18 protein-coding genes and 1 pseudogene are annotated in these 25,260 nt (G+C 60.8%); 7 read left to right on the top strand and 12 right to left on the bottom strand.

The window, feature by feature from the left end; all coding sequences use genetic code 11:
* Window positions 1-276, top strand: a 276-nt coding sequence (locus tag NPS47_RS21380; protein ID WP_274296761.1) for a hypothetical protein, incomplete at its 5' end; no start/stop codon positions are given.
* Between the two features lie 33 nt (window positions 277-309).
* On the opposite strand, the gene NPS47_RS21375 is transcribed toward NPS47_RS21380, so the two are convergent.
* The 5 genes from NPS47_RS21375 to NPS47_RS21355 form a co-directional block, all read right to left on the bottom strand.
* Window positions 310-1,281 carry a PDR/VanB family oxidoreductase gene (locus NPS47_RS21375; protein WP_274296760.1) on the bottom strand — a complete coding sequence of 324 codons (972 nt, stop codon included), beginning with the start codon at window positions 1,279-1,281 and terminating at the stop codon, window positions 310-312.
* A 62-nt stretch (window positions 1,282-1,343) separates the two neighbouring features.
* The gene (locus tag NPS47_RS21370; RefSeq protein WP_274296759.1) at window positions 1,344-2,792 is read right to left on the bottom strand and encodes an NAD-dependent succinate-semialdehyde dehydrogenase; all 1,449 of its coding nucleotides are present in this window, start codon (window positions 2,790-2,792) and stop codon (window positions 1,344-1,346) included.
* A 55-nt stretch (window positions 2,793-2,847) separates the two neighbouring features.
* A complete protein-coding gene (locus NPS47_RS21365) occupies window positions 2,848-3,969 on the bottom strand; it encodes an aromatic ring-hydroxylating oxygenase subunit alpha (protein WP_274296758.1) in 1,122 nt (373 codons plus the stop codon).
* A 181-nt stretch (window positions 3,970-4,150) separates the two neighbouring features.
* Window positions 4,151-5,749, bottom strand: coding sequence for a BCCT family transporter (locus NPS47_RS21360; protein ID WP_274296757.1), 1,599 nt, complete (start codon window positions 5,747-5,749; stop codon window positions 4,151-4,153).
* A 196-nt stretch (window positions 5,750-5,945) separates the two neighbouring features.
* On the bottom strand, window positions 5,946-7,037 hold the full coding sequence (locus NPS47_RS21355; RefSeq protein ID WP_274296756.1) for a tartrate dehydrogenase: 1,092 nt from the start codon (window positions 7,035-7,037) through the stop codon (window positions 5,946-5,948).
* Window positions 7,038-7,137: 100 nt separating this feature from the next.
* Between NPS47_RS21355 and NPS47_RS21350 the strand changes: the two genes are divergently transcribed.
* A complete protein-coding gene (locus NPS47_RS21350; RefSeq protein ID WP_274296755.1) occupies window positions 7,138-8,055 on the top strand; it encodes a LysR substrate-binding domain-containing protein in 918 nt (305 codons plus the stop codon).
* A 162-nt stretch (window positions 8,056-8,217) separates the two neighbouring features.
* Here the strand turns inward: NPS47_RS21350 and NPS47_RS21345 are convergent.
* A pseudogene (locus NPS47_RS21345) lies at window positions 8,218-8,579 on the bottom strand (nucleotidyltransferase family protein).
* Between the two features lie 30 nt (window positions 8,580-8,609).
* Entirely contained in the window at window positions 8,610-9,257 is a 648-nt protein-coding gene (locus NPS47_RS21340) for a TetR/AcrR family transcriptional regulator (protein WP_274296754.1), read from the bottom strand.
* A 140-nt stretch (window positions 9,258-9,397) separates the two neighbouring features.
* On the opposite strand from NPS47_RS21340, the gene NPS47_RS21335 reads away from it, so the two are divergent.
* Window positions 9,398-11,338 (top strand): amidohydrolase, encoded by a 1,941-nt coding sequence (locus tag NPS47_RS21335; RefSeq protein ID WP_274296753.1) that lies wholly within the window; start codon window positions 9,398-9,400, stop codon window positions 11,336-11,338.
* Between the two features lie 74 nt (window positions 11,339-11,412).
* On the opposite strand, the gene NPS47_RS21330 is transcribed toward NPS47_RS21335, so the two are convergent.
* From NPS47_RS21330 to NPS47_RS21320, 3 genes are all read right to left on the bottom strand, one after another.
* Window positions 11,413-11,892, bottom strand: a complete 480-nt coding sequence (locus tag NPS47_RS21330) for a VOC family protein (protein ID WP_274296752.1) — start codon at window positions 11,890-11,892, stop codon at window positions 11,413-11,415.
* A gap of 78 nt (window positions 11,893-11,970) precedes the next feature.
* Window positions 11,971-12,723 (bottom strand): carbonic anhydrase, encoded by a 753-nt coding sequence (locus NPS47_RS21325; protein ID WP_274296751.1) that lies wholly within the window; start codon window positions 12,721-12,723, stop codon window positions 11,971-11,973.
* 106 nt (window positions 12,724-12,829) lie between these two features.
* Complete coding sequence (locus NPS47_RS21320; protein ID WP_274296750.1) at window positions 12,830-13,801, bottom strand: DMT family transporter; 972 nt, start codon at window positions 13,799-13,801, stop codon at window positions 12,830-12,832.
* Window positions 13,802-13,905: 104 nt separating this feature from the next.
* On the opposite strand from NPS47_RS21320, the gene NPS47_RS21315 reads away from it, so the two are divergent.
* Window positions 13,906-14,787, top strand: a complete 882-nt coding sequence (locus tag NPS47_RS21315; RefSeq protein ID WP_274296749.1) for a LysR family transcriptional regulator — start codon at window positions 13,906-13,908, stop codon at window positions 14,785-14,787.
* Window positions 14,788-14,831: 44 nt separating this feature from the next.
* On the opposite strand, the gene NPS47_RS21310 is transcribed toward NPS47_RS21315, so the two are convergent.
* Together NPS47_RS21310 and NPS47_RS21305 are read right to left on the bottom strand one after the other, a co-directional pair.
* Window positions 14,832-15,089 carry a DUF3077 domain-containing protein gene (locus tag NPS47_RS21310; RefSeq protein ID WP_274296748.1) on the bottom strand — a complete coding sequence of 86 codons (258 nt, stop codon included), beginning with the start codon at window positions 15,087-15,089 and terminating at the stop codon, window positions 14,832-14,834.
* 519 nt (window positions 15,090-15,608) lie between these two features.
* The gene (locus NPS47_RS21305) at window positions 15,609-16,817 is read right to left on the bottom strand and encodes an MFS transporter (protein ID WP_274296747.1); all 1,209 of its coding nucleotides are present in this window, start codon (window positions 16,815-16,817) and stop codon (window positions 15,609-15,611) included.
* Window positions 16,818-17,061: 244 nt separating this feature from the next.
* Here NPS47_RS21305 and NPS47_RS21300 point away from each other — a divergent pair, with 244 nt between their 5' ends.
* The 3 genes from NPS47_RS21300 (at window position 17,062) to NPS47_RS21290 (ending at window position 25,251) form a co-directional block, all read left to right on the top strand.
* On the top strand, window positions 17,062-18,231 hold the full coding sequence (locus NPS47_RS21300) for a p-hydroxyphenylacetate 3-hydroxylase oxygenase component (protein WP_274296746.1): 1,170 nt from the start codon (window positions 17,062-17,064) through the stop codon (window positions 18,229-18,231).
* Between the two features lie 57 nt (window positions 18,232-18,288).
* On the top strand, window positions 18,289-19,227 hold the full coding sequence (locus NPS47_RS21295) for a p-hydroxyphenylacetate 3-hydroxylase reductase component (RefSeq protein WP_274296745.1): 939 nt from the start codon (window positions 18,289-18,291) through the stop codon (window positions 19,225-19,227).
* Between the two features lie 207 nt (window positions 19,228-19,434).
* Complete coding sequence (locus NPS47_RS21290; RefSeq protein ID WP_274296744.1) at window positions 19,435-25,251, top strand: CHAT domain-containing protein; 5,817 nt, start codon at window positions 19,435-19,437, stop codon at window positions 25,249-25,251.
* Window positions 25,252-25,260: the final 9 nt, after the last annotated feature.

Raw genomic sequence — 25,260 nt, 5'->3', positions numbered from 1 at the left:
AAAGATCAACACCGTCTTTGGCAAGTCTGGATTGACAGCCCAACGGACAATCCGATCCTTGAGCTGGAGGTTAAATACCCGCGCGACGTGCGGCAGCGGTCAGACGGCCGCGGTTACATGTTCCGACTGGCGCTGGAATGGGCAGCAAACGAGGCTGATCGAGTCAACAGTACATGTGTCAGTCAACTGATGGAAAGGATGGGGTTGCTGAAAGCCTCACTTTTTTTGGCCAGCCTTGCTGGCGATGCCCGGCACCGCCGGGCCAGGGCTGCTTAGCGGCCCATCGCCGGCAAGGCCGGCTCACACAGTTTACAAATCCAGCACCAACCGCGCCGTCCGCGCCCGCGAGACACACAGCATCATGCTCTGCTGCGCTGCTTTTTCTTCATCGCTCAGGTATTGGTCAAAGTGTTCGGCTTCGCCTTCGAGGATCGCTGTTTCACAGGTGCCACACACACCCTCACGGCACAGGCACTCGACCTTGGCGGCCTTGGATTTTTCGATGGCCTGAAGAATGGTCATGCCTTCTTCGACCTGCAGTTCAATGCCCGATTGGGCCAGCACCACCGTGAAGGCTGCGCCGCTCACCGGGGCGGCGGCGAACTGTTCCCAATGCACGCGCTGCTCGGCGATGCCCGCCTTGGCGGCCGTGGCAATTACCGCATCGATCAGCGGTTTCGGACCGCACACGTACAAGTGCGCATCGTCAGCCAGACCGGCGCACAGCGCGGCCAGGTCGAGCTTGCGATCAAGGCTGTCGATATAAAAATGGGTGTTGTCAGCATGCGGCCCGCTGGCCAACTGATCCTGGAACGCACCGTGCTCCGGCGCGCGGAAGGCATAGTGCAGTTCGTAGTCGGCTGCGCCGCCTTCCAGTTCATGCAGTTGCGCCAGGAACGGGGTAATGCCGATGCCGCCGGCGATCAGTACATGGCGACCGGCGCTGGGGTCCAGGGCGAACAGGTTGTTGGGCGAGGAGATGGTCAAGCGGGTGCCGACTTCAACCTGCTGGTGCATGAACGCCGAGCCGCCTTTGGACTGCTCTTCCAGGCGCACGCCGATCTGGTAGCTGCGGGTGTCGCGCGGGTCGCTCATCAGCGAGTAGGCGTTGCTGAACTGGCTGCCGTCGGCGCCCTGCATCTGCACGATGACATGGCTGCCACCGGTGAAGGCGGGTAGCGGCGCGCCGTCTTCGCGGGCCAGGGTGAAGCGCTTGATCAGCGGCGTGGCCTGTTGCACGTCGGTCACTTGCACGCTGAACATTTCGTATTTGTTGGCCATGGTTCACCTCGACTGCAGGGGCGCGCGGCAGGCCCTGCCGCGTCCCGGAACCCGACGCTCGCTCAGACGGCGAGGCACAGGTATTTGATTTCCAGATAATCTTCGATGCCGTACTTGGAGCCTTCACGGCCCAGGCCCGATTGTTTGATGCCACCGAACGGCGCGACCTCGTTGGAGATCAACCCGGTGTTGACCCCGACCATGCCGTATTCCAGCTGCTCGGCGACCTTGAACACCCGGGCGATATCGCGGCTGTAGAAGTACGCCGCCAGGCCGTACTGGGTGGCGTTGGCCAGGGCGATGACTTCTTCGTCGCTGTTGAAACGCACCAGCGCCGCCACCGGGCCGAAGATTTCTTCTTCCAGCAGTTCCATGCCCGGGCCGACATTGGCCAGCACGGTAGGCTCGAAGAAGTTGCCGCCCAGGGCATGAGCCTGGCCGCCGAGGACCAGTTCGGCACCTTTGCCGACCGCGTCGTCAATCAGACTGCGGACTTTGGCCACGGCCTTGTCGCTGATCAGCGGACCGATCTGTGTGCCTTCGGCACTGCCATGGCCAACACCCAGCTGGCGTACGCGCTCGATGAAGCGTTCACTGAACTGCGCGTAGACGCTGTCATGGATGTAGAAGCGGTTGACGCACACGCAGGTTTGCCCGGCGTTACGGTACTTGGCGATCAACGCGCCTTCGACCGCGGCGTCGATGTCGGCGTCGGCGAAGACAATGAACGGTGCATTGCCGCCCAGTTCCAGGCTGACTTTCTTGATGGTTTCAGCGCACTGGCCCATCAGCAGGCGACCGACCGGGGTGGAACCGGTGAAGCTCAGTTTGCGCACTGAAGGGTGACCGGTGAACTGCGCGCCAATCGCCGGCGCATCGCCGGTGACCACGCTGAACACGCCAGCCGGTACACCCGCGCGTTCGGCCAGTTCAACCAGAGCCAGGGCGCAGAACGGTGTTTCGTTGGCCGGTTTGACCACCATGGTGCAGCCGGCCGCGAGAGCTGGGGCGACCTTGCGGGTGATCATCGCCGCCGGGAAGTTCCACGGAGTAATCGCGGTGCACACGCCGATGCCTTGTTTGATCACCAGCAGGCGCTTGTCATTGGCCGGACTCGGGATCACGTCGCCATAGACGCGCTTGCCTTCTTCGGCGAACCACTCGACGAAGGAGGCGGCATAGCGGATTTCGCCCAGGGCTTCGTGCAGCGGCTTGCCCTGTTCGAAGGTCATCAGCCGGGCCAGGTCCTGCTCGTGTTCGAGCAACAGTTCAAACCAGCGGCGCAGAATCTGTGCGCGCTCTTTGGCGGTGCGTGCGCGCCAGTCGCCGAGAGCTGCTTCGGCGGCTTCGATGGCGCGTACCGCTTCGGCGCCGCCCATCAGCGGCACGCTTCCGAGCAGCTCGCCGTTGGCCGGATCGCTCACCTGCAGGCTGCGTCCGTCATCGGCGTCGCACCAGCGCCCAGCGATGTAGGCTTGCTGGCGGAACAGCTTAATGTCATTGAGTTTCACGCAAGGCACTCCGAAAGCCGCCGCAGGCCGTCTGTGCAGCCTGCGGCGGTGGTTATCAGTCGTTGAGGTGGGCGACGGCGATCAGGTTGTGGAAGTGGGCGATGCCGTGCTCGCTCATGCCGCTGCGCTCGCGGTCGGCCATGATCCGGCCCTGGCCACGGTAGCCACGGGACTTGAGGCCTTTCTGCACGCTTTCCACCAGGCGCAGGTCTTCCGGACGGAACACTTCGCGGTACCAGTCGATCAGCTTCTGCTGCTCTTCAGTGATGTCCTTGTTGAGGAAGTAGATGTCGTAGTGCTGCAGGGTGGTTTCGGCATCGACCGGGAACTCGTAGATCACGGTCATGAAGTTCGCTCCTGGCGGCACGTTGAACATGGTGCACGGCCAGGCCCAGAAACCGGCGAAGGAGGGATCTTTCACGCTCTCGTCAAACTTGAACGACTGCTCGGAAGGCTTGGCCAGGCCGTATTGCAGGGTCCAGTTGCCGTGCAGGTTGTGGCTGTATTGACCGACGTCTACCGAGTCGGCGAAGCCTGGGTGGGCCGGGGCGCAGTGGTAGCACTCGAGGTAGTTGTCGACGATCGATTTCCAGTTGGCCGGGGTGTCGCTGACAAAACGCGCGGCCAGGTGCAGGTCGTCGATCACCGCGCAGGCTTCACGCATGCGTTTTTGCAGGCCTGGCAGCTGGTCTTCGACGGAGCCTGCTTCCATGTCCATATTGATGAAGATGAAGCCTGCGTATTCTTCCACGCGCAGTTGCACCAGCGACGAGTTCTCTTTGTCGAAGTTGACCACGTTGTCGCAGTTGCGCGCGTGGGCCAGGTCGCCGTCGAGCTTGAAGGTCCAGGCGTGGTACGGGCAGGTGATGACGTTCTTGGCCTTGCCGCTGCCGCTGAGCAGTTGGTGGCCGCGGTGCGGGCAGACGTTGTAGAAAGCGCGCAGTACGCTGTCGCGGCCGCGCACAACGATGATGCTTTCGCCGATCACTTCGCGGGTGATGTAGGCGTTGTTGTCTGCCACTTCACTGCGGTGGCCGACGCAGATCCAGCTGCGCGCGAAGATGTTTTCTTTCTCGTGTTCGAACACTGCCGGTTGGGTGTAGAAGCTGGCAGGGATGGTGAACGCCTCGTCGGCGTTGGCGCAGAAATCGGCGGGCAGGCGTTTGAAGTCATTCATGGTCGGGTCTCACAAGCTCGGTTTTTAGTTGTTAGTTAACGTGTATCTGTCAGTTAACAAGTCAGGCAAAAAAATTTGGTTGCTGTGGGGGCAGCCTTGCTGTGGGAGCGGGCTTGCCCCGCGATTGCGATCGATCAGCCAAATCGCATCGCGGGGCAAGCCCGCTCCCACAGGGGGGTGTTTAGTGCACGGCAGCAGCGCTGCGCGGGGCCTGGTTTTGCGGTTCTTCGCCAGCCATACGTGCCGCCTCTTCTTCAATGCGGTAGGCCGGTACCTGGCCGTAGTCTTCGATCATCCATTTGAAGAAGCCGTAGATCTTCACCAGCAAGATCACCATGAACGGGATCGCAGTCAGTACCACAGCGGTTTTCATGGTCGACAGCGAGGCTTTGGCAAACAGCATGGCCAGCGGCACCAGGGTCAGCACTACACACCAGAACAGGCGATGGGTCGGCGTCGGGTCGTCACCTTCACGCAGGTTGCGGGTGCTGGTGGCAGCCACTGCATAAGCCGCGGCGTCCATGTGCGAGGCGCAGAAGATCGCCATGATGAACAGGTACACGCCAAGGAACACCTGGCCCCACGGCAATGCCAGCAGCAGGTGGGTTACCGCCGATTCGCCGCCTTGTTCGCTGAGCATTTTCGGCACGTCCACGGCACCGGTGATGAACTGGTGCATGCTGTAGCTTTCCAGCGCGCCGAAGAAGAACCAGCAACCGAAGCTGCCACCGAGCAGCAGGGCCATGACCACTTCCTTGATCTGCCGGCCACGCGAAACACGGGTGACGAACATTGCCACGCCTGGAGCGTAGGACACCCACCACAGCCAGTAGAACACCGTCCAGTTGCGGGTGAAGGCACCGTCGCCGGCCGGGTCGGTGAACAGGCTCATGTGTACGTAGTTCTGGATCATCAGGCCAATCGAGTTGGCGGTGTTGTTGATGGTGAACTGGGTCGGGCCGACCAGCAGCACCACGCCGGCAAACACCAGGGCGCCGATGCAGACCATTTTGCTCAGACGCTGCAGGCCGCCGTCGATACCGATGTAGGAGCTGAGCGAGAACATCACCGCGACGGCGCCGATCACCATCAACTGCACGGTGAAGGTGTCCGGGGTGCCGGTCAGGTCATGCAGGCCGCGGGTCAGGGTCGAGGCGGTGAGGGCCAGCGACACGGTCAGGGCGCCCATCATGGTCAGCAGGAAGATCAGGTCGACAGTACGGCCGACAGGGCCGGTGGCCTTGAAACCGGTGACCGCTTCGACGATCGAGGCCAGATTCAGGCCGCTCTTCTTGCGCACATGGAAGTGATAGGCCATGGCCAGCGAAGCCAGGGCGTAGATCGACCAGGCGCTGACGCCCCAGTGGAAGAACGAGTAGCTGACGCTGTACTCAAGGGCTTGCGGGCTGGCGGCGGCGATGTTCAGACCTGGGGTCTGGTAGTAGTAGGCCCACTCCATGACGCCCCAGTAGAGGGTCGAGGAGCCCATACCGGCGCAGATGAACATGAACACCCAGGTCGCCGTGGCGTACTCGGGTTTGCCACTGCCCAGGCGGATATTGCCGTATTTGCTGAAGGCCAGGTACAGCACGGCCAGGGAGCTACCGAACACCAACACCTGAACACTGGTGCCGAAGGTTCGGGTGGACAGTTCGAACAACTGGTTGGCTGCGCTTTCCGCTTCGGCGGGGAAGGCTGCAAGGCCTATCACCGTGAGCAGCACGGCAATCAGACTCACGGTGATCAGGAACACATCTATCTTTTTATTTTTGTGCGACATCATCGTCTCCTGGACGTTGGCGTACTTATCTATACCCGGCAGGCATTCCGGGGTGTTGCGGTAACGCTCCTTCCTTGGTTGTTAACTAAAAGTTAACGTGAATCTTTCGGTTAACAGATTCTGCATACAATCTGCGCCGCTCGCAAGAGGAAAAGGGCCGTCTTGTCTGACAATTCAGACAATCGGCCCCATCCCATCAACCTTCGATCAGTGCGGTGATCGCCCGGCCCACGTCCTGGGTGGACTTCTGCCCGCCCATGTCGCGGGTGGTGTCACCGGCAGCGATGACCTGCTCGATAGCCTTGAGGATGTCATCGTGGGCGGCGCGGTAACGTGGGTCGGCGCCGTCGTTGCCGAGGAACTCGAGCATCAGCGCGCCGGACCAGATCATCGCGATCGGGTTGGCGATGTTCTTGCCGAAGATGTCCGGGGCCGAGCCGTGTACCGGCTCGAACAGCGACGGGAACTTGCGCTCCGGGTTGAGGTTGGCCGATGGTGCGATACCGATGGTGCCGGCGCAGGCCGGACCGAGGTCGGAGAGGATGTCGCCGAACAGGTTCGAAGCCACCACCACGTCGAAGCGATCCGGTTGCAGCACGAAGCGGGCGCAGAGGATATCAATGTGCTGCTTGTCCCAGCTGATTTCCGGATAATTGGCAGCCATGGCGGCGGTGCGTTCGTCCCAGTAAGGCATGCTCACGGCCATGCCGTTGGACTTGGTCGCCGAGGTGACGTGTTTGCGCTCGCGGGTCTGGGCCACGTCGAAGGCGTACTTGAGGATGCGGTCGACACCACGGCGGGTGAACACCGACTCCTGCAGGACGAACTCGTTTTCGGTGCCTTCGAACATGCGTCCGCCCAGGGACGAGTATTCGCCTTCGGTGTTCTCGCGGATCACCACGAAGTCGATATCGCCCGGCTCGCGGCCGGCCAGCGGGCAGGGCACGCCAGGGAACAGGCGCACGGGACGGATGTTGACGTACTGGTCGAAGTCGCGGCGGAACTTGAGCAGCGAACCCCACAGCGAGATGTGGTCCGGGACCTTGTCTGGCCAGCCGACCGCACCGAAGTACAGGGCGTCGAAGTCCTTCAGTTGTTCGAACCAGTCATCCGGCATCATTTTGCCGTGTGCCAGGTAGTAATCGCAGCTGGCCCACTCGAAGAATTCGAAGCTGATGTCCAGGCCATGCTTGCGCGCAGCGGCCTCGACCACGCGGATACCTTCGGGGAGAACTTCGATACCGATGCCGTCGCCAGGGATCGCGGCGATTCTGAAAGTCTTGCTCATGGGGGGGCGCACTCGTTGTCTAGGGAACAGGTGCGGACCATGCTATAAGGGCTTCATTCAGAGATAATCTCGCCATTCATAGATTCTTAGAACACGAAACGTGAATAATCTACCGAGCCTTGACGACCTCAATATCTTTCTCCAGGTGGCCAAACGCGCCAGCTTCGCGGCCGTGGCCGACGAACTGGGCATGTCGGCTGCGTTCATCAGCAAACGTATCCGTGTGCTCGAACAGACCCTGGAGGTGCGCCTGTTGCATCGCACCACCCGACGGGTGACCGTGAGCGAGGAGGGCGAGCGGGTTTACCAGTGGGCGCAGCAGATCTTCGATGCGGTGCAGCGCATGGGTGACGACATCAGCGCCCAGCACCGGGAGCCGACCGGGCAACTGCGTATTGCCAGCAGCCTGGGCCTGGGGCGGCGATTCGTGGCACCGGCGTTGTCGGAGCTGGCCGAGCGTTATCCGCGCCTGGACGTTCGTCTGGATGTTCACGATCGTCTGGTCGACCTGATCGAAGAGGGCGTCGACCTGGATATCCGGGTCGGCAACACGATTGCGCCCAACCTGATTGCCAAGCCGCTGGCCAGGAACCGTCGGGTGTTGTGCGCCTCACCGGCCTACCTGGCGCGGCGCGGAACGCCGAAAGTGCTGGCCGAGCTGGGTAGCCATGATTGCCTGGTGATCAAAGAGCGCGACCATCCCTTCGGCATCTGGCAACTGGAAGGGCCCAATGGCGAGGAGAGCGTGCGGGTGACCGGCAGCCTGTCGAGCAACCACGGCGAAGTGGCGCACCAGTGGTGCCTGGATGGGCGTGGGATCTTGCTGCGTTCGTGGTGGGATGTACATGACAGCCTGGCGGACGGGCGTCTGGTTCAGGTATTGGGGGACTATCACCAGCCGGCGGATATCTGGGCGGTGTATACCTCGCCCTTGGCCAGCTCGGCCAAGGTGCGGGTGGCGGTGGAGTTTTTCCGCCAGTACTTTGCCGAGCGCTATAGCCTGCCGGAGCTCGGCTGACGGGGTTTCTTTGGGCGCGGGCCTTCTGTGGGAGCGGGCCTTGCCCGCGATCTGCCGCAAAGCGGCAGCAAACCTGCGAATGCGGAGCGTCAGTTAAATTCGGGACTCAGCATTTGCGAGCGCTACGCGCTCGATCGCAGGCTGTCGCCAGCTCCTACAGGGTTATGCAGGGGGCAGGATCTTCAGCCAGGGCCAGCGCGCCTGGTAGCTTTTCGCCTTTTCTTCGAACAGATCAGGCTGCGCGTTTTTCGGATTGATCCGCAGTAGCCCATGTTCAATGTCGGTCAAACCATAGGGGGCATAAACCTCACAGGTTGCGACATCCAGCCCGATAGTAGAAAACGTCGTAATCCTTGATGCCCCACGCCGTTGGCTGGTTCGCCTGATGATTCCACACCGCCTGAAAAAGACAGCCGGCCGTCAGCTAACTGATTCAAGCCTAACGCTGGCAGGCGTGAAGCGATTGCGGCGTTTATGGGGTGGGTCATGGTGACGCTGACCAAGCCGTCGACAGCCAATGTCATGTGCATCTCCTTGAGTACATCGGTGGCCACTTAATCGGACAGCCCCAGTTCAAACTCGGCGCTGTCCCGGCATTTAACCGCCGACAGCAGCAGCCGATGCTGCCACTTCTTATGCGCACGCCACATCAGTCCGCGGGCTTCGCCCTGCTCGATGCTGCCTTGCTTGACCACATCCCAGGTCCGGTACAAATACCTGGCCAGCTCGGTGACGTCTTTCTCTGGCCAACAGCAGCCATGCTTTCTCAGCAGCGCCACCATGTTGTCTATCTGAACCGCCTCATGGGCTTGCTCCAGCTCGTGCAAAGCGGGAATGACATCCATGGCCTGCCAGAGTGCGCCATAGCCGGAAAACTGCTGCTCGATCCCGTCGATCATGTCATCGAGCGCGTCCCAGATTTCAACCAGGCCCAGATCGCTTTGATAAATCGCCTGTTCCCGCTGGCGTATTTCCTCCAGCCACTGCTCGGCCAGGCGGTAAACGATGGCTTCCTTGTTCGGGAAAAAACGGTACAGCGACTTGATGTCGATGTCGCAGCGTTCGGCGATGGCATTGGTATTGAGCAGGGTAATGCCGCCTTCCTTGAGCAGTGCCAGCGTCGCCTGTTCAATCTTCTGGATGATCGCCAAGGTGCGTTGCTGGCGCGGCTCGCGGCGCATCTTCAAATCTAGCGAAGTCATCGAACGCTCAGCCTTGTTGTGGGTTGGCCCGCATTTCACATGGTCTTGCCTATTGGCGTCAATCTCACCGATTGACGCCAATAGGCAACGCTGGTAGAAGATCAAATTACAGTAATTACTGTAATTTAACCGGAGCCCGTATGCGCTTAAAACAAAAACAACACCTAACGCTTTCCTCCATTGCCTTGCTCGTCGGGATCACTGGCTGCAGCCAGACGCCTGTCCCTACCGTCGACAACAGCAACAACACGGTGTACCTCAACGGCGAGATCTACACCCAGGATGGCCAGCACCGGAAGGTCGAAGCCATCGCCGTCGCCAACGACAGGTTCGTCTATACCGGCAACCGTGAGGGCGCGGAGCGCTTCATCAGCGAGGGATTCAAGGTGGTCGATCTGGGCGGCAAGATGGTGTTGCCTGGCCTGCACGACAACCATATCCACGTACTGGGCACCGTCGCCCTGGATGTCTGTGACCTTGAAGGCAAGGCGGTAAACCTCGATCAGCTGGCCAGCAAAGTGAAGGAGTGCTTGCCGCGCTACGCCAGCGAACCTGGCGCTTGGCTGAAGATCGATCAGTGGGTTCCCTATGAAGGCAATGAGCCGACGGCCAACTACAAAACCATACGCCAGGCGCTCGATGCGGCTGCCGATGGTCACCCGATCATCTTGTCCGGGGTCGATGGCCATGCCAGCGCCTACAACTCCAAAGCCTTGAGCATGGCGGAGGACCAGCACGGCAACCCTGTTGGCTTCAACGCCAAGACCCTGGCCAAAGGGGGCGTGTTCGCCGAGCTGGCGCCCTACGTCAGCCTCGACACCGGCGTCGTGCGCGACGCGGCCAAAGAGAAAATCCCTGTAGGCAACTTCGACATGTTTGCGCAAAAGCCCGGCGACCCGCGCGGCGAGAAGGTTTATGGCGACATTCTGCCGGATGTCGCCAAAGTCATGGCGCAAAGCGGCATCACCAGCATTCAGGATGCGTGCAGCAATGATTTCATCCGCGAACAGCTGGTGAAGATGCAGAAGCAGGATCTGCTGAACATGCGTGTCACCGCCGCTACCTGCTTCATTGACGACGATTACAAGGGCAAGGTGGATATTGCCGGGCACCTGAAAAAAGCCCAGGAGGTCCGTGCCGCGTTCGCTGACAACCCGTTGATCAAGGCTGATGCGGTGAAGATTTTCGCCGACGGTGTGCTTGAAGGGGACGCTTTCAGCACGCCGCCGTTCTCACCCAATGCCGGCATGTTGCACAACTATCAGACGCCTCACCTCAAGCTCAATGCCGACACCGGGGCTGTCACCGTCACCAAGGACAGCGAGGACTCGAAGAAGAACGGCATCGTCAATTACAAGGCGGAAGACTTCAAGAACTACGCCAGCGCGCTCGATGCCGATGGCTTCAGCATCCACGTCCACAGCGTTGGTGACCGCGCCACGCGTGTCGCACTCGATGCCCTGGAGGCTGCCCGCCAGCGCAATGGCGACAGCCACATTCCGCACACCATTGCCCACCTGCAAGTCATTCACCCGGACGACCAGCGCCGCATTGGCGAGCTTGGTTTGTACCTCACCTACACCTACGCCTGGATCAACCAGCAGCCCGACTACGATGTGCTGATCACCCCGTTCCTGGAGAAGAGCAAAAAGGGCCAGGACATCAACGACCTGCTCTACAACAAAAACAACTACACCTGGAGTGCCACCTACCCGGTGCAAAGCTCTTACAAGGCCGGTGCAGTTCTGGTCGCCGGCAGTGACGCACCGGTCGACTCCCGCGATCCACGGCCCTTCATGAACATTGCCGCTGGCATTACCCGCGCGATTCCAGGGGAGCCGGCGTACAACGCCGAACAGTCGGCGACGCTGGAACAGATGCTCGATGCCTACACCATCAACGGCGCTCGCGCGGTTCGCCAGGACAAGCTGATCGGCTCGATCGAAGCGGGCAAGTCGGCGGATTTCATCGTCCTTGACCGCAACCTGTTCGACCTGGTGGCGCAGGGCAAGCCCGAGCAGATTGCCGATACCAAGGTGTTGCAGACAGTGTTCCGCGGAAAAACGGTCTACAGCCAGTAATCATCCCTACACAGGGGCCTTACACGGCCCCTGTGTAGGGCCGCTGTGGGAGCGGGCTTGCCCCGCGATAGCGTTCAACCCTTCAGCGCGGCCTCAATCGCCGCCACATCAATCTTGCGCATTTCCATCATCGCCTCGAACGCACGCTTGGCCGCCGCCCGATCAGGGTTGCTGATCGCCGCGGTCAAGATGCGCGGGGTGATCTGCCAGGAAAGCCCCCACTTGTCCTTGCACCAGCCACAGGCACTTTCCCGACCGCCATTGCCGACGATTGCCTTCCACAACCGGTCCGTTTCGGCCTGGTCATCGGTGGCAACCTGAAACGAAAACGCCTCGCTGTGCTGGAACATCGGACCACCGTTAAGGCCCAGGCAGGGGATGCCCATCACCGTGAACTCCACCGTCAGCACATCGCCTTCTTTGCCCGAAGGGTAATCGCCCGGCGCGTGATGGACGGCCACCACGGCGCTGTCCGGGAAGGTCTTGGCATAGAACGTCGCAGCGTCCAGCGCCGTGCCGTCAAACCACAGGCAAATCGTATTCTTGCTGGTCATCTTGGGTCTCCGAATCCGGGACTGGGGACAAACAGTGTAGACGCCTCGTCAGCCGGGCTTCCTTGCCCGTACTTGCGCTCAGGCGATCAGCTCGACCTTACCGGTGGCCAGGCGATAGACGCCGCCGACGATTTTCAACTTGCCCTTGGCAAGCGCATCGGTGATCAAGGGCGTGGCGCCCTTAAGACTCTGGACCGAGTCTTTAACGTTTTGCGCGGTGGCATTTTCCATCAGGTTGCCGGGTTGTTTGAGCACCTTCTCGATAGAGGGCTTGAGCGCCTCCGTCAGTTTCGGAATGTGCCCGGGGAACACGGTTTGATCTTTCAGCGCTTTGATCCCGGCATCGATGGCGCCACAGCTTTCATGGCCGAGCACCAGAATCAACGGCGCACCGAGCACTGCGACGGCGTATTCAAGGCTGGCCAGGCCTTCGCCGGTGACGAAGTTGCCCGCCACGCGAATCGCGAAAAGGTCACCGCGTGCAGTGTCGAACGCATATTCGGGGGCGATCCGCGAGTCGGAGCAACTGAGCACCGCCACGAACGGGTTCTGACCGGACACCAAGGCTTCACGTTCGTCCTTGAAATCGTGTGTGTCCGAATTTCCGCTGACGTAGCGTTCATTGCCGGCAATCAGCCGTTGTAGCGCCTGGTCGGGGTTGATTGCGTTTTGTGGTTTAGGGGGCGCAGCGGTTTTTTCGACGGCCGTGACAAGCTTGTCGGGCAGCGCGCCGGCCAGCAGCAGGGCGCCTGCTCCAAGTCCGGCAATGCGAAGAAAACGACGGCGATCAGTGGTGTTTGAAGAGGAAGTTGAATCACATGATTTACACATGATGGTGTGTACTCAGGTCAACTCGGTGGAAATAACTACTGTTGGGGAACGGGTGCATCAAGGAAAATTCAGCACCCGAACCTTGCAGTCTAGTTGATCTGCCCACCTATGTTTTTTGCGCTGCCGTGCTGGCCTGTCCAGACACCTGTGTCTCGCCCTTGGCCCGCACCGGTTTGAGCCGCGAAACCCCGAACAACACCAAGGCCAGCCCGATCATCTGATACAGCGACACGTCCTCGTGGAGCACCGCCCATGACGCCAGCACCGTCAGCACCGGCCCCAGATTGCCGACCGCCGCGGTATAGGTAGCCCCCATGCGCTGAATCGCCAGTGCCACCCAATAGATCGGCAACACCGTGGATACCACTGCCATCAATGCTGCGTACACCCATACCGAAGAAGGCAGCTGCCACAGCAGGTGGGTATCGGTGCTCAGCAGATAGTGCGCCAGCACCATCAGCGCCGACGCGCTGCCCGCCAGCCCGGCCAGACGCATGGAGCTCATGCGCTTGAGCATCATGCCGGTGCCTGAGTAATACAGCGCGTAGGTCACTGCACTGGCAAACACCCACGCCGCGCCGAGCATCACCTGGCCGCCCATTGCGCTGGCACTGACGTCATGCACGAAGGCGACACCCAGGCCCAGGTAGCACAGGCCCATCGCCACCAGGGTGCGCAGGGTAGGGCGTTCGCGCAGGGCGATGGCCTGGAACACCAGCACCAGGGTCGGGTAAGTGAACAGAATCAGGCGCTCGAGCCCGGCGCTGATGTACTGCAACCCGTAGAAATCGAACAGGCTCGCCAGGTAATAGCCGAACAAGCCCAGCAGCATCACCCGCACACCGTCAGCCAGGGTCATGGGCGCATTGGCCGGGCCGCGGCTGGCCCACACCAGCCAGGCAAACAGCGGCAACGACAAGCCCATGCGCATCGCCAGCAGGGTGATCGCATCCACCTCACTGGCCGCATATGACAGCTTGACGAAAATCGCCTTGAGGCTGAAGCCGAGTGCCGAAAGCACCGCAAACAGGCTGCCGTTTACGACGCAACGCTGGCAAAACCCACGTAATTTATTCATCAGCAGCCCGACAGAGGAGAAGGTACAGGCGTTATTCTAAGGTGAAGGCAACCTGCGCAGAATCGCATTTTCCAGAACGAAGCCTTCGCCAAAAGAGAAACCCAGTGCACTTTGACCTCTCCGATTTGCGCTTGCTGAGCGCCATTGCCGCCTCCGGCAGCCTGAGCAAGGCCGCAGCCAGCATCCCGGTTGCCGTCTCGGCCGCCAGCACCCGCTTGCGTCTGTTCGAGGAGCGCTGCGGCGTCAGCGTATTCACCCGCACGGCTGGCGGTATGCAACTGACTCCGACCGGTCGCTTGGTGCTTGAGGCAGCCAGCAGCGTACTTGGCGAGGCGCAAAAGCTTCAGGACACGCTAAAGGAGCTCGCTGGCCAACGCCGCATCACCTTGCGGCTGGCCGCCACCACTGTGACTACCAGCAGCCTGTTGCCCGCCGTGCTCGGCTCGTTTCTGGCGGACTACCCGGAAGTCGATCTGCAACTGACTGAATACCGCAGTGCTGATGTCATGCGTGCCGTGCTCACTGGCGATTGCGAAATCGGCGTGTATGACGGCAGCGTGATCAGCGATGGGGTGCTGTCGTTGCCGTTTCGCAGCGAGCGGCTGGTGATACTGGTGCCTACCGGGCACCCCTTGGCCGAGCGCGAACAGACGCGCCTGCGCGATGCTCTGGGTTACCCCTTCATCGGCATGCCAGCCGAGCGGGCCATGCAACGTTTTGTCGAAGAGCGGGCGATGAAACTGGCCATGCCCCTGCAGATCCGCGTGCGTGCGCCCAGCTTTGAAGCCATCGCCCAATTGGTCGCTCAGCGGGCCGGGATCGCCATGCTGCCGGAGACCACTGCGCGGCGCATGGAGCAAGAACTGCCGGTGCGTGTGGTGCTGCTTGAAGAGTGCTGGGCGACGCTTGAATTGCGACTGTGCATCAAGGGCTGGGAGTCGCTCAGTACCCATGGTCGTCAGCTGGTCAGCTTTCTGTCGCAATAGCCTGTGTGGGTGGGCCGCATCGGCGGCCCTGAAGCAACCTGCAGTTATGCCTTCACCGAGGCTGAATCCGCCTGCTGCGAGCGGCGCAGCACTGCCGCGGTTGCCGAGCGTGCTTCGACCATGCCACAGGCGTGGGCGTTGGTCTGGTAGGCGCTTTTGAGCAGGACGGAGGCGTGGACCAGGGCGTCTTCGGAAGATACACCGGCACGGACAGAGAAGAGCGGATCGTGGCTGCCATTGCAGGAGCCGAAGGTGGTGCTGGTTTGCGTGGTGGGTGGGGGATCGGGGACTATTTTTGTCATTGTGGAGCTCCTTGATTGGTGGAGCCGCCACGAACCGTGACCAAACGATGGGTGGCGACTGTACGCAGGTTGGTCAACCGGGAATCAAGGAACCCGGCGCGCACGAAGGCGCCCCGCGCACAGCCGCCATAACACGAAACAGCAGACACAAAAAAAGCGCCAGCTGAATCGGATGGGGCGCTTGTGCGCCTTGATTTCTTGCAGGTGACCAAACCTGGTCGCTGGATTTACAGCGACGTAGAGGAGGGTAACGGGGTTGGGGGTGGGATTCAAGCGTTGGAGCAGGGCTGCCAAACGATGTTACAGATCGACTATGGGGTGGCTGGGTTTGGCAAGGCTTTGCCTTGCATCGCAGGCAAAGCCAGCTCCTACCTTCTCTTCACGACATCAGCGTCGTTGGAGTGCTTTGTAAAGCTGGTTCTGTCCCTTGGCAGCGGCGCCACAGCAAATGGATAAGCCCACCACCGCGGCATCCCAACCCCAGTCCAAAGATCTGTGCCTTCCTGGCCTTTTTTCGCCTTACGCGTGTTTAACCCGCTGGCGGTGCGCAGCCCAGCCGCAGTAGACGAGCAACAACGCACCGGCACCCAGTAGCACCGCAGGCGCGCCCAGATGCGCAGCGAGCAGGCCGGCAAGCAGGCCACCAATGGCATCGAAACCGAAGCGCGTCGAGGTATACAAGGCCACGACCCGGCCCCGCAGCGCCTCGGGTGCCTCACTCTGCAGCACGATGTTGGTGCCGACGTTGCACAGAGTGATAGCGAAACCGAGCACCGCCATGGCAAACAGTGACAGCCACAACTGCGTACTGACAGCGAACAGCAACATCGCCAGCGCACTGCTCGCCGCACTGGCAAGAATCAATCGGCCCAGTGGCGCCGTGTTGCGATTACCGGCCAGCACCACACTGGCAATCAGCGACCCCAGCCCGGCGGCCCCCCACAGCCAGCCGAGCGTGCGAGCGTCACCGGCAAAGATATCGCGGGCGAATACCGGTAACAGCACCACATAGCTGGAAGCGGTGAGGTTGATCACCATCACGCTGAGCATCAGCTGCTTCACCTGCTGGCTGTCCAGCGCATAGCGCAGGCCTTCGCGGAACACATTGCGAAATGAACCGCTGGCCCGTGTCGAGGGCAGCTGACGCACGCAAACCAGGCCGATCACCAACGCCAGGTACGACACCGCGTTGAGGCTGAAACACACCGCCTCGCTGACCACCGCCAACAGCAGCCCGGCCAGCGGCGGGCCGATGAAGCGCGACAGGGTGAACAGCAGCGCATTGAGCGCCAGGGCGTTGGGCAGGTCCTGGCGGTCGTCGACGAACTGACTGAGCAGGGACTGACGTAACGGCGTGTCCACCGCATTGAGGACACCGAGCAGGGCAGCCATGGTCACGATCAGCGCTGGCCCTATCTGTTCGCTGGCGGTCAGCCCCGCGAGGATCAGCGCCTGCAGGGCGAGCGCCGTTTCGACCATGATCAGCAGGCGGCGCTTGTCATGCCGGTCGATCCAGGCACCGGCAAACGGCCCCACCAGCAATTGCGGAATCAGCGCGGCGAAGGTGGTCAGGCCGAGCAGGGCGACCGAGTCGGTCAGCCGGTAGATCAGCCAGGACAACGCCACCTGCTGGATCCAGGTACCCAACGTGGAAATCGCGTGGCCAATGAAATACAGGCGGAAATTGCGGTGGCGCAGGGCGCGCAGGGAACTGGGCCAGTGACGCATGACTGAATACGGCTCCGGTGCCGGATGGGGGCGTCATGGTACTGGTTTCGTTGTCTTGTTAACAATTTTTTCGAGGCCCCGCAGGCGTTAACGCCTCGCGGGGCACAATGGCCATGGAAAGTGCAATGCAGAGTTCGAAATGTCCATTTTTGCCAGTGCCCGGGCTGCGCATAATCCGTTCCAGCGTCTGACTGCACACAGGTCCGGTCAGCCCAGCGAATTTCTAACAACAAGGTCGCTAACAATGAAAAAGCCAATCCCGCTCCTTGAAGCACTCAAGGAGATTCTCCCTGTCATTGCCGCCAATGCCGCTCAGGCCGAGAAAGACCGCATGGTCCCGGCCGAGAACATCGCCATGCTCAAAGGCATCGGCCTGCACCGTGCGTTCCTGCCCAAGGCCTATGGCGGCGTGGAAATGTCCCTGCCGGACTTCTGCGACTGCATCGCCTTGCTCGCTGGTGCCTGCGCCAGCACCGCCTGGGCCATGAGTCTGCTGTGCACCCACAGCCATCAACTGGCGATGTTCTCCAAACAGTTGCAGGATGAAATCTGGGGTGCCAACCCGGACGCCACGGCCAGCAGTTCGATTGCGCCGTTCGGCAAGGTCGAGGAGGTCGAGGGCGGCGTCAGGTTCAGCGGCCAGATGGGCTGGAGTAGCGGCAGCGATCATGCCGAGTGGGCCATCGTCGGTTGCCGCCGGGTGAATGCCGAGGGCGCGCAGGATTACTGCTTCGCCGTGCTGCCGCGCAGCGACTACACAATCCTCGATGACTGGTACGCCGTCGGCATGAAAGGCAGCGGTACCAAAACCCTGTCCATCGACAATGTCTTCGTCCCCGAGCACCGCATTCAGAAAGCCAAGGACATGATGGAAGGCAAGTCCGCCGGCTTCGGTCTGTACCCGGACAGCAAGATCTTCTACACCCCATACCGGCCGTACTTCGCCAGCGGCTTTGCGACCGTCAGCCTGGGTATTGCCGAACGCATGCTCGACGCCTTCAAGGACAAAACCCGCAACCGCGTTCGCGCCTACACCGGGGTCAATGTCGGGGCCGCGACGCCAGCGCTGATGCGCCTGGCCGAATCGACCCATCAGGTCGCTGCCGCCCGTGCCTTTCTGGAGAAAACCTGGCGCGACCACGCCGAACATGGCGAGCGCCACGAGTACCCCAGCCGTGAAACCCTGGCGTTCTGGCGCACCAACCAGGGCTATGCGGTGAAAATGTGCGTGCAGGCTGTCGATCGCCTGTTCGAAGCCGCTGGCGGCACTGCCTGGATGGAGAGCAACGAGCTGCAGCGCTTGTGGCGCGATTCGCACATGACCGCTGCCCATGCCTACACCGACTACGACGTCTGCACCCAGATTCTGGGACGTGAGCTGATGGGCCTTGAGCCCGATCCGAGCATGGTCTGAGGGCCTCACTCTTTTTCCCGAATCGACCTGCCGGGTTCGCCCGGCACTGAGGACATCATGACCGACCAACAAGATGCGGGCTTCGACCCGCGCGCTTTTCGCCGTGCCTTGGGTAATTTCGCTACCGGTGTGACGATCATGACCGCCGCTGTCGGCACTCGCAAAGTCGGCGTCACCGCCAATAGCTTCAACTCGGTTTCACTCGACCCTGCGCTGATTCTCTGGAGCATCGACAAACGCTCGACCAGCTATGAGGTGTTCAACGACGCCAGCCACTTTGCCGTGAACATTCTGGCGGCTGATCAGATCGACCTGTCTAACCAGTTCGCCCGGCCCAAGGACGACAAGTTCGCCGGCATCGAATGCGAGGAGGGCGCCGGTGGCGCGCCGCTGTTCAGTGACTGCGCGGCACGTTTTCAATGTGAAATGCACCAGCAGGTCGACGGTGGCGATCACTGGATTCTGATCGGCAAGGTAATAGCCTTCGATGACTTTGGCCGTTCACCGCTGCTTTATCACCAGGGTGCCTACTCTTCGGTGCTGCCGCATCCGCGTCTGGCGTCGCGCCCTGAAGGTACGCGCAAGAGTGCCTTCCAGGGGCGCCTGAGCCATAACCTCTATTACCTGATGACCCAGGCCGTACGCAGTTACCAGGCCGACTATCAACCACGGCAGCTGGCCAGCGGCCTGCGCACCAGCGAAGCGCGCATGCTCATGGTCCTGGAGAATGATTGCGACCTCGACATGCACGGTTTGCAGCGTGAGGTGGCGATGCCCATGCGTGAGATCGAACAGTCGCTGGACATCCTCAAACGCAAGGGGCTGGTGGAGGATCGAAGCAGCGGTTATTTCGCGCTGACGGCTGAGGGCGTCGAGCAAACCGAAGCGCTGTGGACGATTGCCTCCGAGCAGCAGGGCAGGGTCTTTGCGGACTTTTCGCCGGAACAGATCGAAACCTTCAAGCGCATGCTTAAACAAGTTATTGGCAGTTGTTAAGTAGTTTTTTTTGCCCGGGTTATAAACTACTCAGGAGTAAGCGCGATAATAGTCATGCCTGGTTAATGGTTTTCGCGATTAACTAAGCATGGCTTGTTAAGTTTTTGAAACACTTGTTTTTTTGTGCGGCTGCTAAATATAAAGGTGATCTTGAAATATAACTAAGCATGAACTGTAGTGAGGAGGTGGATGCCGAGGGAATACCTCATGAAACCGACTGACGCCCCGCCGCTGATCAAACTCCCTCTTGAGCACTCCGCCGATGCTGCGGCCATGCCGCCTCAGACATTCGCCGCATCGACAAGCCGCAGCGCCAGCGGCGTGCCAGCCAGCACCCTGGATAACGTACGGGTGTTGAAAACCTGGCAGCTGACAGCGGCGGCACGTTCCAGCGATGCCCCCCACAGTGAAACCCTGAGCGATCCCCATGCGCTGCTGGCGCTGGACGCCAACGATGGTTCGACCATTTTCATTCGCGCCGACGCGCTGGTCGAGCAGCTGCGCCGCACCCGCCCGGATGTACTGGATAGAGAGGGCGCGGTGGATTTTGCCCGTTTCACCGACATCCAGGGCAAGAGCCGGGGTGTGCCGGACTGGATCTGGCGGCAGATCCGCCAATTGGCATTGGAAGATGACGACATCACGGAGGCGGCCAAGGCATTGATCACCGACAAGGTCGCCGGTGTGGCAGTCGACTGGGCGGCGCAACAGGGCGCCACAGCACTGATGAAGGCCATCGAGAATCAGCTGGCTGGCCCGCCCGGGCTGTATCGCTGGAACGGTGGTGCGTTAAGCCCGCAGGATATGATTTCAAGCAACACAATACTGGACGCCGATAAACCCATGTTGTTGTTCATCCATGGGACGGGTTCGCACACCCTTGGCAGTTTCGGTGAATTGCCCAGCACCGCTGCCTGGAAAGACTTGCAACTGAAGTTCGGTAATCAGATTGCCGCGTTTGAACATCGCACCTTCTCGCAAAGCCCGATCGACAATGCCCTGGAGGTTGTCGAACAGCTACCGAAAAATGCCGTATTGCAGTTGGTGAGTCATTCGCGCGGCGGGCTGGTTGCCGATTTGCTCTGTATCGACCCCGACGGCCCTAACTTGTCGACCTGGATCGAGAACTATCGCCGTGATCCCAGGCCCGATGAAGTCGAGCGGGAAAAACATGATCCGGCGTTGGTCAGGCAGCGCGAGGATTTTGCCAAGGAAGAGCAGCGCAAACTCGATAAGCTTGTAGGCCTTCTCAAAAGTAAAAACATTAAAGTTACCCACTATGTGCGCGTGGCCGCTCCGGCCCGCGGTACCGCGCTGCTGTCCGATAACCTCGATGTATTCCTGTCCTGTTTGCTGAGTCTGGTGCGCAAGTTTGCCACCTGGGGTATTGGTGCGGCGGTGAGTGCCGTCGCTACACCGGTCGCGGGAAGTGCGACGGCTAAAGTGGCAGACCGCAGCCTGAAGCTGCTTGAGCGGGTGGTTCTGGAGATCGCCGACAAGCGTCTGCAGCCGCAGGTGGTTCCCGGTATCGAGGCGATGCTGCCGGAGGCCCCCATGGGTATGCTGCTGGCGCGGGCCGCACCGCTACCGAATCTGAAAATGGCTGTGGTTGCTGGCGATTCCGAAGAATCAGCCAGCGGCATTCTTCAGCGTATTGGCTATATGTTCGTCGACTGGGCGCTGTTCGACCGGGCGCGCAATGACCTGGTGGTCAACACCGAATCCATGTACGGCGGCGTCTACGGCCATGCCAAGGAAACCCATGCCATGGCGGTCGAAGGGCCGCAGGTCAACCACTTCCATTATTTCCGCGATGCAGTCAGGTACCGTAATCGACCACTCCCCAGCAGCCTGAGCGACTGGCTGCTGGACAGGGTCCTGGTCTCCAGGGACAGCAAGGCTGAAACCTCTCGCGATGCTGGCGAAGCGTTGCTGGTCAAGCGTCAGCAAGAGACTGATGCGATCGTCTACATAGTGCCCGGGATTATGGGCAGCCGCTTGGGCATTGACGGCAATACGCTCTGGCTCGACCCGTTGGAGCTTGCTTTGGAAGGTTTGGGGTCTGTTGCCATACAGGTGCCAAACGTCACGAGCCAAGGCCTGATTGAGTTGGCTTACAAGCATCTGCATACCTACCTTGAAGCCACCCACTATAAGGTCATTGACCATCACTATGACTGGCGCCAGCCATTGCAACAACTTGGCAGCAACCTCGCCCGGGTGTTGAACGACCAGCTTAATAGCCAGCCGAAGAAAAACATCCGTTTACTGGCTCACAGTATGGGTGGCCTGGTCGTGCGCGCGGCGTTCGCGCACGACGCAACGCTATGGCCGAGGCTGGTAAAGGATGCCGATGGCCTGCTGGTGATGTTGGGCACACCAAACCACGGCGCCTATTCCATGGTTGAAACCTTGCTCGGACAGTCCGACACCGTGCGCATGCTGGCTCGTGTAGATATGCGCAATACGTTGCGGGATATTCTGCAGATCGTGGGCAAATTTCCTGGTGCTTTGCACTTATTGCCCGCACCCGGTTTCGAGGACGTCGGCGGGCGCAGCCCGGTGGACTTCTTCGGGGCTGCCAGCTGGAGTCAGTTGGCCATGCAGAACGATGACTTCTGGTTTGGTGCCGAACTGGGAGCACGTCCCGATGCTGCAACGCTGGAGCAGGTGAAGCAATTTTGGCAGACACTTGAAGCCAACCAATGGCTCGACGAAAAGCCCGAGCGGGTCAGCTATATCTACGGTCAAGGCAGGAACACCCCCTGCGGGCTGGATATCAGTGGCGAGCAACTGATGTTGCGCGGCACGGCGCAGGGCGACGGCACCGTGACCTGGCGCTCAGGGCAACTGGCAAAACTGCCTGAAGATCGTTATTGGTACATGCCGGTGGTGCACGGTGAACTGGCATCCACCGAGCGCTATTTTCCCGAGATCGAAAGCTTGTTGCTCAATCGCACGCCCAAACGCCTGGAGCGTCTGCCGAGCGGCCGCGGGGCTGAACGTGCGAGTGCTCTGGTGAGTTTCCGTGGTGGGCCTCCGGCCTATCCGGCCGATGCCCAACTTCTCGGCCAGGTGCTCGGTTGCAGCAACAGCCTGGAGCCGAAACCTGAACTGATCACCCTGCAGATCAATGTGCTGGCGATGAACCTGAGCTGCATCCAGGTTCCGTTGATCTGCGGGCACTACCGGGGCGACCCGATTTCCGGTGCCGAAGCCGCCATCGATCAGACCCTGGTCAACGGTGCGTTGTCCCAGCGCCAGCGCCTGGGTTTGTACTCAGGTGAACTCGGTAACGCGACGGTGGTGTTGGTCCCACGCACGGCCGAGGAAGTGAGTCGTGAAACCGGTCGTGGCGCGGTGATGATAGGCCTTGGGGACATGGGCGAGCTGACGGCCGAAGTAGTCACCCAGGCGGTACGCAGCGGCGTGTTGCGCTACTTGTTGAACGCGGTGGATCAGTACGCTCAGGTAAAACGCCTGGACGATCCTGACAAGCCCGACTCGCCGCTGGCGCTGCATATCGCCAGCTTGCTGCTCGGGACCAACTCCAGTGCTCAGTTGACGGTTGATGAGTCGATTCGTGCCATTACGCTGGGTGTATTGCAGGCCAACCGTGAATATGACGCGGTGTGCGCAGGGCCCAAGGGGCGTGCAGCGGCGGTGACGCGCCTGGATATTGTCGAGATGTTTGTCGATGCGGCGATCTGTGCCGGCCATGCGGTGGCCACCCTCGACCATGAACTGGCAGGTGAACTTCAGCGCCTCAACAGCCGGTTGGAGCTGGCGCAAGCGGTGCAGTTCGGCGAAGGGGCAAGGCCACGCCTGAGTGTCACCCCCCCAGGTGATTACTGGCCACGTTTGCAGGTCAGCAACGCCGACGGCGGACAACGTTACGGTGTTGCTGAAGTTCGCCTGGACGACGGTGCCAGCAAACCCGCGCAACGCTTCAATTACCTGTACATGGGGCAGCGTGCGAGGGTAGAGGCGCTGGTCGATCAGCGTCAGCCGGGGCTGCTGGAAAAAATGGTCGACAGTGCCCTGCGCGGGCACAGCACGCGATACGACGCTACGGCGTTCTTCGGTAACAGCCTGTTCCAGCTGATGCTCCCGCTCGGCTTCAAAAGCGCCGTGCGCAAATCCGACAATCTGATCCTGGTGCTGGATGACAGCAGCGCCAACCTGCCCTGGGAAATGCTTGAAAGCGACGGCGTTCCGTTAATCAAACGGACCCGTCTGGTGCGTCAGTTCATTACTCAGCAGTACCGTCGGGAAGTGCTGCGCACCGACATCATGAATGCCTGTGTGGTCGGCAACCCGGATACTCGGGGCTATTTCAAGCAGTTCGGGGTCAGGGGACAGGAACCCCTGTCGGATTGCCTGGCGGACCTGCCGGGGGCCACGCGCGAAAGCCAGGCGGTCAGCCGGGTGCTGGAGGGGGCGGGCTACGCTACCTGGAGTCTGTTCGAGAGGGCCAGTGCCGTTGAGGTCTTCGATCAACTGTTTGCCAGGCCGTATCGGGTCCTGGTGATCTGTGCCCATGGTGTGTTTCAAAGCAAAGACAGCAATGGGCAGTTGCGCAGCGGGGTGGTGTTATCCGACGGCTTGCTCCTGACAGCTGCCGAGATTGACCGGATGGAGACCGTGCCGGACCTGGTGTTTCTCAGTTGCTGCCACCTCGGCAAAGTGACCGGCTTCGAGCCTGGAGGTAACCGCCTGGCGGCGAGCCTGGCGCAAGAGCTGATCAGTATGGGTGTACGTTGCGTAGTGGCGGCGGGGTGGGAAGTCGAAGACAACGCGGCCTGCTGCTTTTCCGAGACTTTTTTCAGTCGCCTGGCCCTTCACGGCGACCCTTTTGCCGAAGCTATCACCTGCGCGCGCCGGGAGACGCTCGCGCAGTTTCCCGCGTGCAATACCTGGGGCGCTTACCAGGCCTATGGTGACCCGTTGTTCCAGCTCAGGTTGTTGCCTTCTGGTGATGGTAGCAACGCCGATCTGCGTGGATCTCCAGAACTGCTCGACTGGCTTGAAGGGCAGAGGCTGATCGCTGCCAACCCGAATCCCACCGCAACGGTAATGGGCTTTAAACAGCTACGGGAACTGGTGGACAAGCGGCTGAAGGGGTTGTCGGAGAGCTGGGTCAGCCAGGCCGAAGTCCAGTACGGGTTGGGGCTGCTGTATAGCGAGTGGCGGGAAGCTGATGCCTTGGCGCGCGCCCGGGAGGCGTTGCTCAAGGCGGTAGCCCGCTTCAATGGCCGGGGCTGCGTGCCGATGACCGCGGTGGAGAAGCTGATCGACGTGGAAATTCGTCAGGCCTGTCTGGCCGCGGCCCCGGGCTTTGGTGCTGGCGCTGCCGATTTTGCGCGCGCCGAGAAATTGATCAAGATGGCCAAGGCGCGGGCAGATGGCTTGAGAGATCTGTGTGTGGGTAAGCCGGATCTAGTGCTTGCGCGTCGTCAGGTAATGCGTGGGCGGGTGCTCAAGCATCAGCTGCATATTGCACTACTGGAACGTAGCGACCCGCGCACCTCCGGGCCCAGGGCTGCGAAGCTGGATGTGCTGATCGCAAAGCACCTTGACGCCGCCAGGCTGGCCTATGCCGAGGGCGAAGACGTAACAGCATCCGACTGGAACCCCTACGCCACGCTCAACCGGCTGCAACTCGAAGTGATGTGCCGTCCCGGGCCTCTGTCGTTTGCCGAGCTGGATCGCTGCCTGGCTGAGGCGCAGGCCCGCTACAAACGCTACTTCGGTGTGTTTGATGCGCTGATGAAGGCCGATGTGCAACTGACCCGCTGGTTGATTGTTATCACCGGCAGGGGCTCAGGGCAGGTGGCCCTCACCGAACGCGAGCTCATTGATAGCTACGATGATGCGCTGGCAGGCCAGCGCATTTCGGCGCGTCAGTTCGATTCGGTGGTGCGCCAGTTGCAGCTGATCTCAAGCTGGATGCAGTGGTCGCAAAGCACTGGCGACGCCACAGTTCCCGGCAAGATTGCCGAGATTCTGCAGCGCCGCGGCTAACCTGTGCGA

Origin of the sequence: Pseudomonas putida (assembly GCF_028682475.1) — a bacterium.
Classification (GTDB): Bacteria; Pseudomonadota; Gammaproteobacteria; order Pseudomonadales; family Pseudomonadaceae; genus Aquipseudomonas; species Aquipseudomonas putida_AG.
The sequence above is the reverse complement of the archived record's forward strand: the minus strand, read 5'-3'. Positions and strand labels throughout refer to the sequence as shown.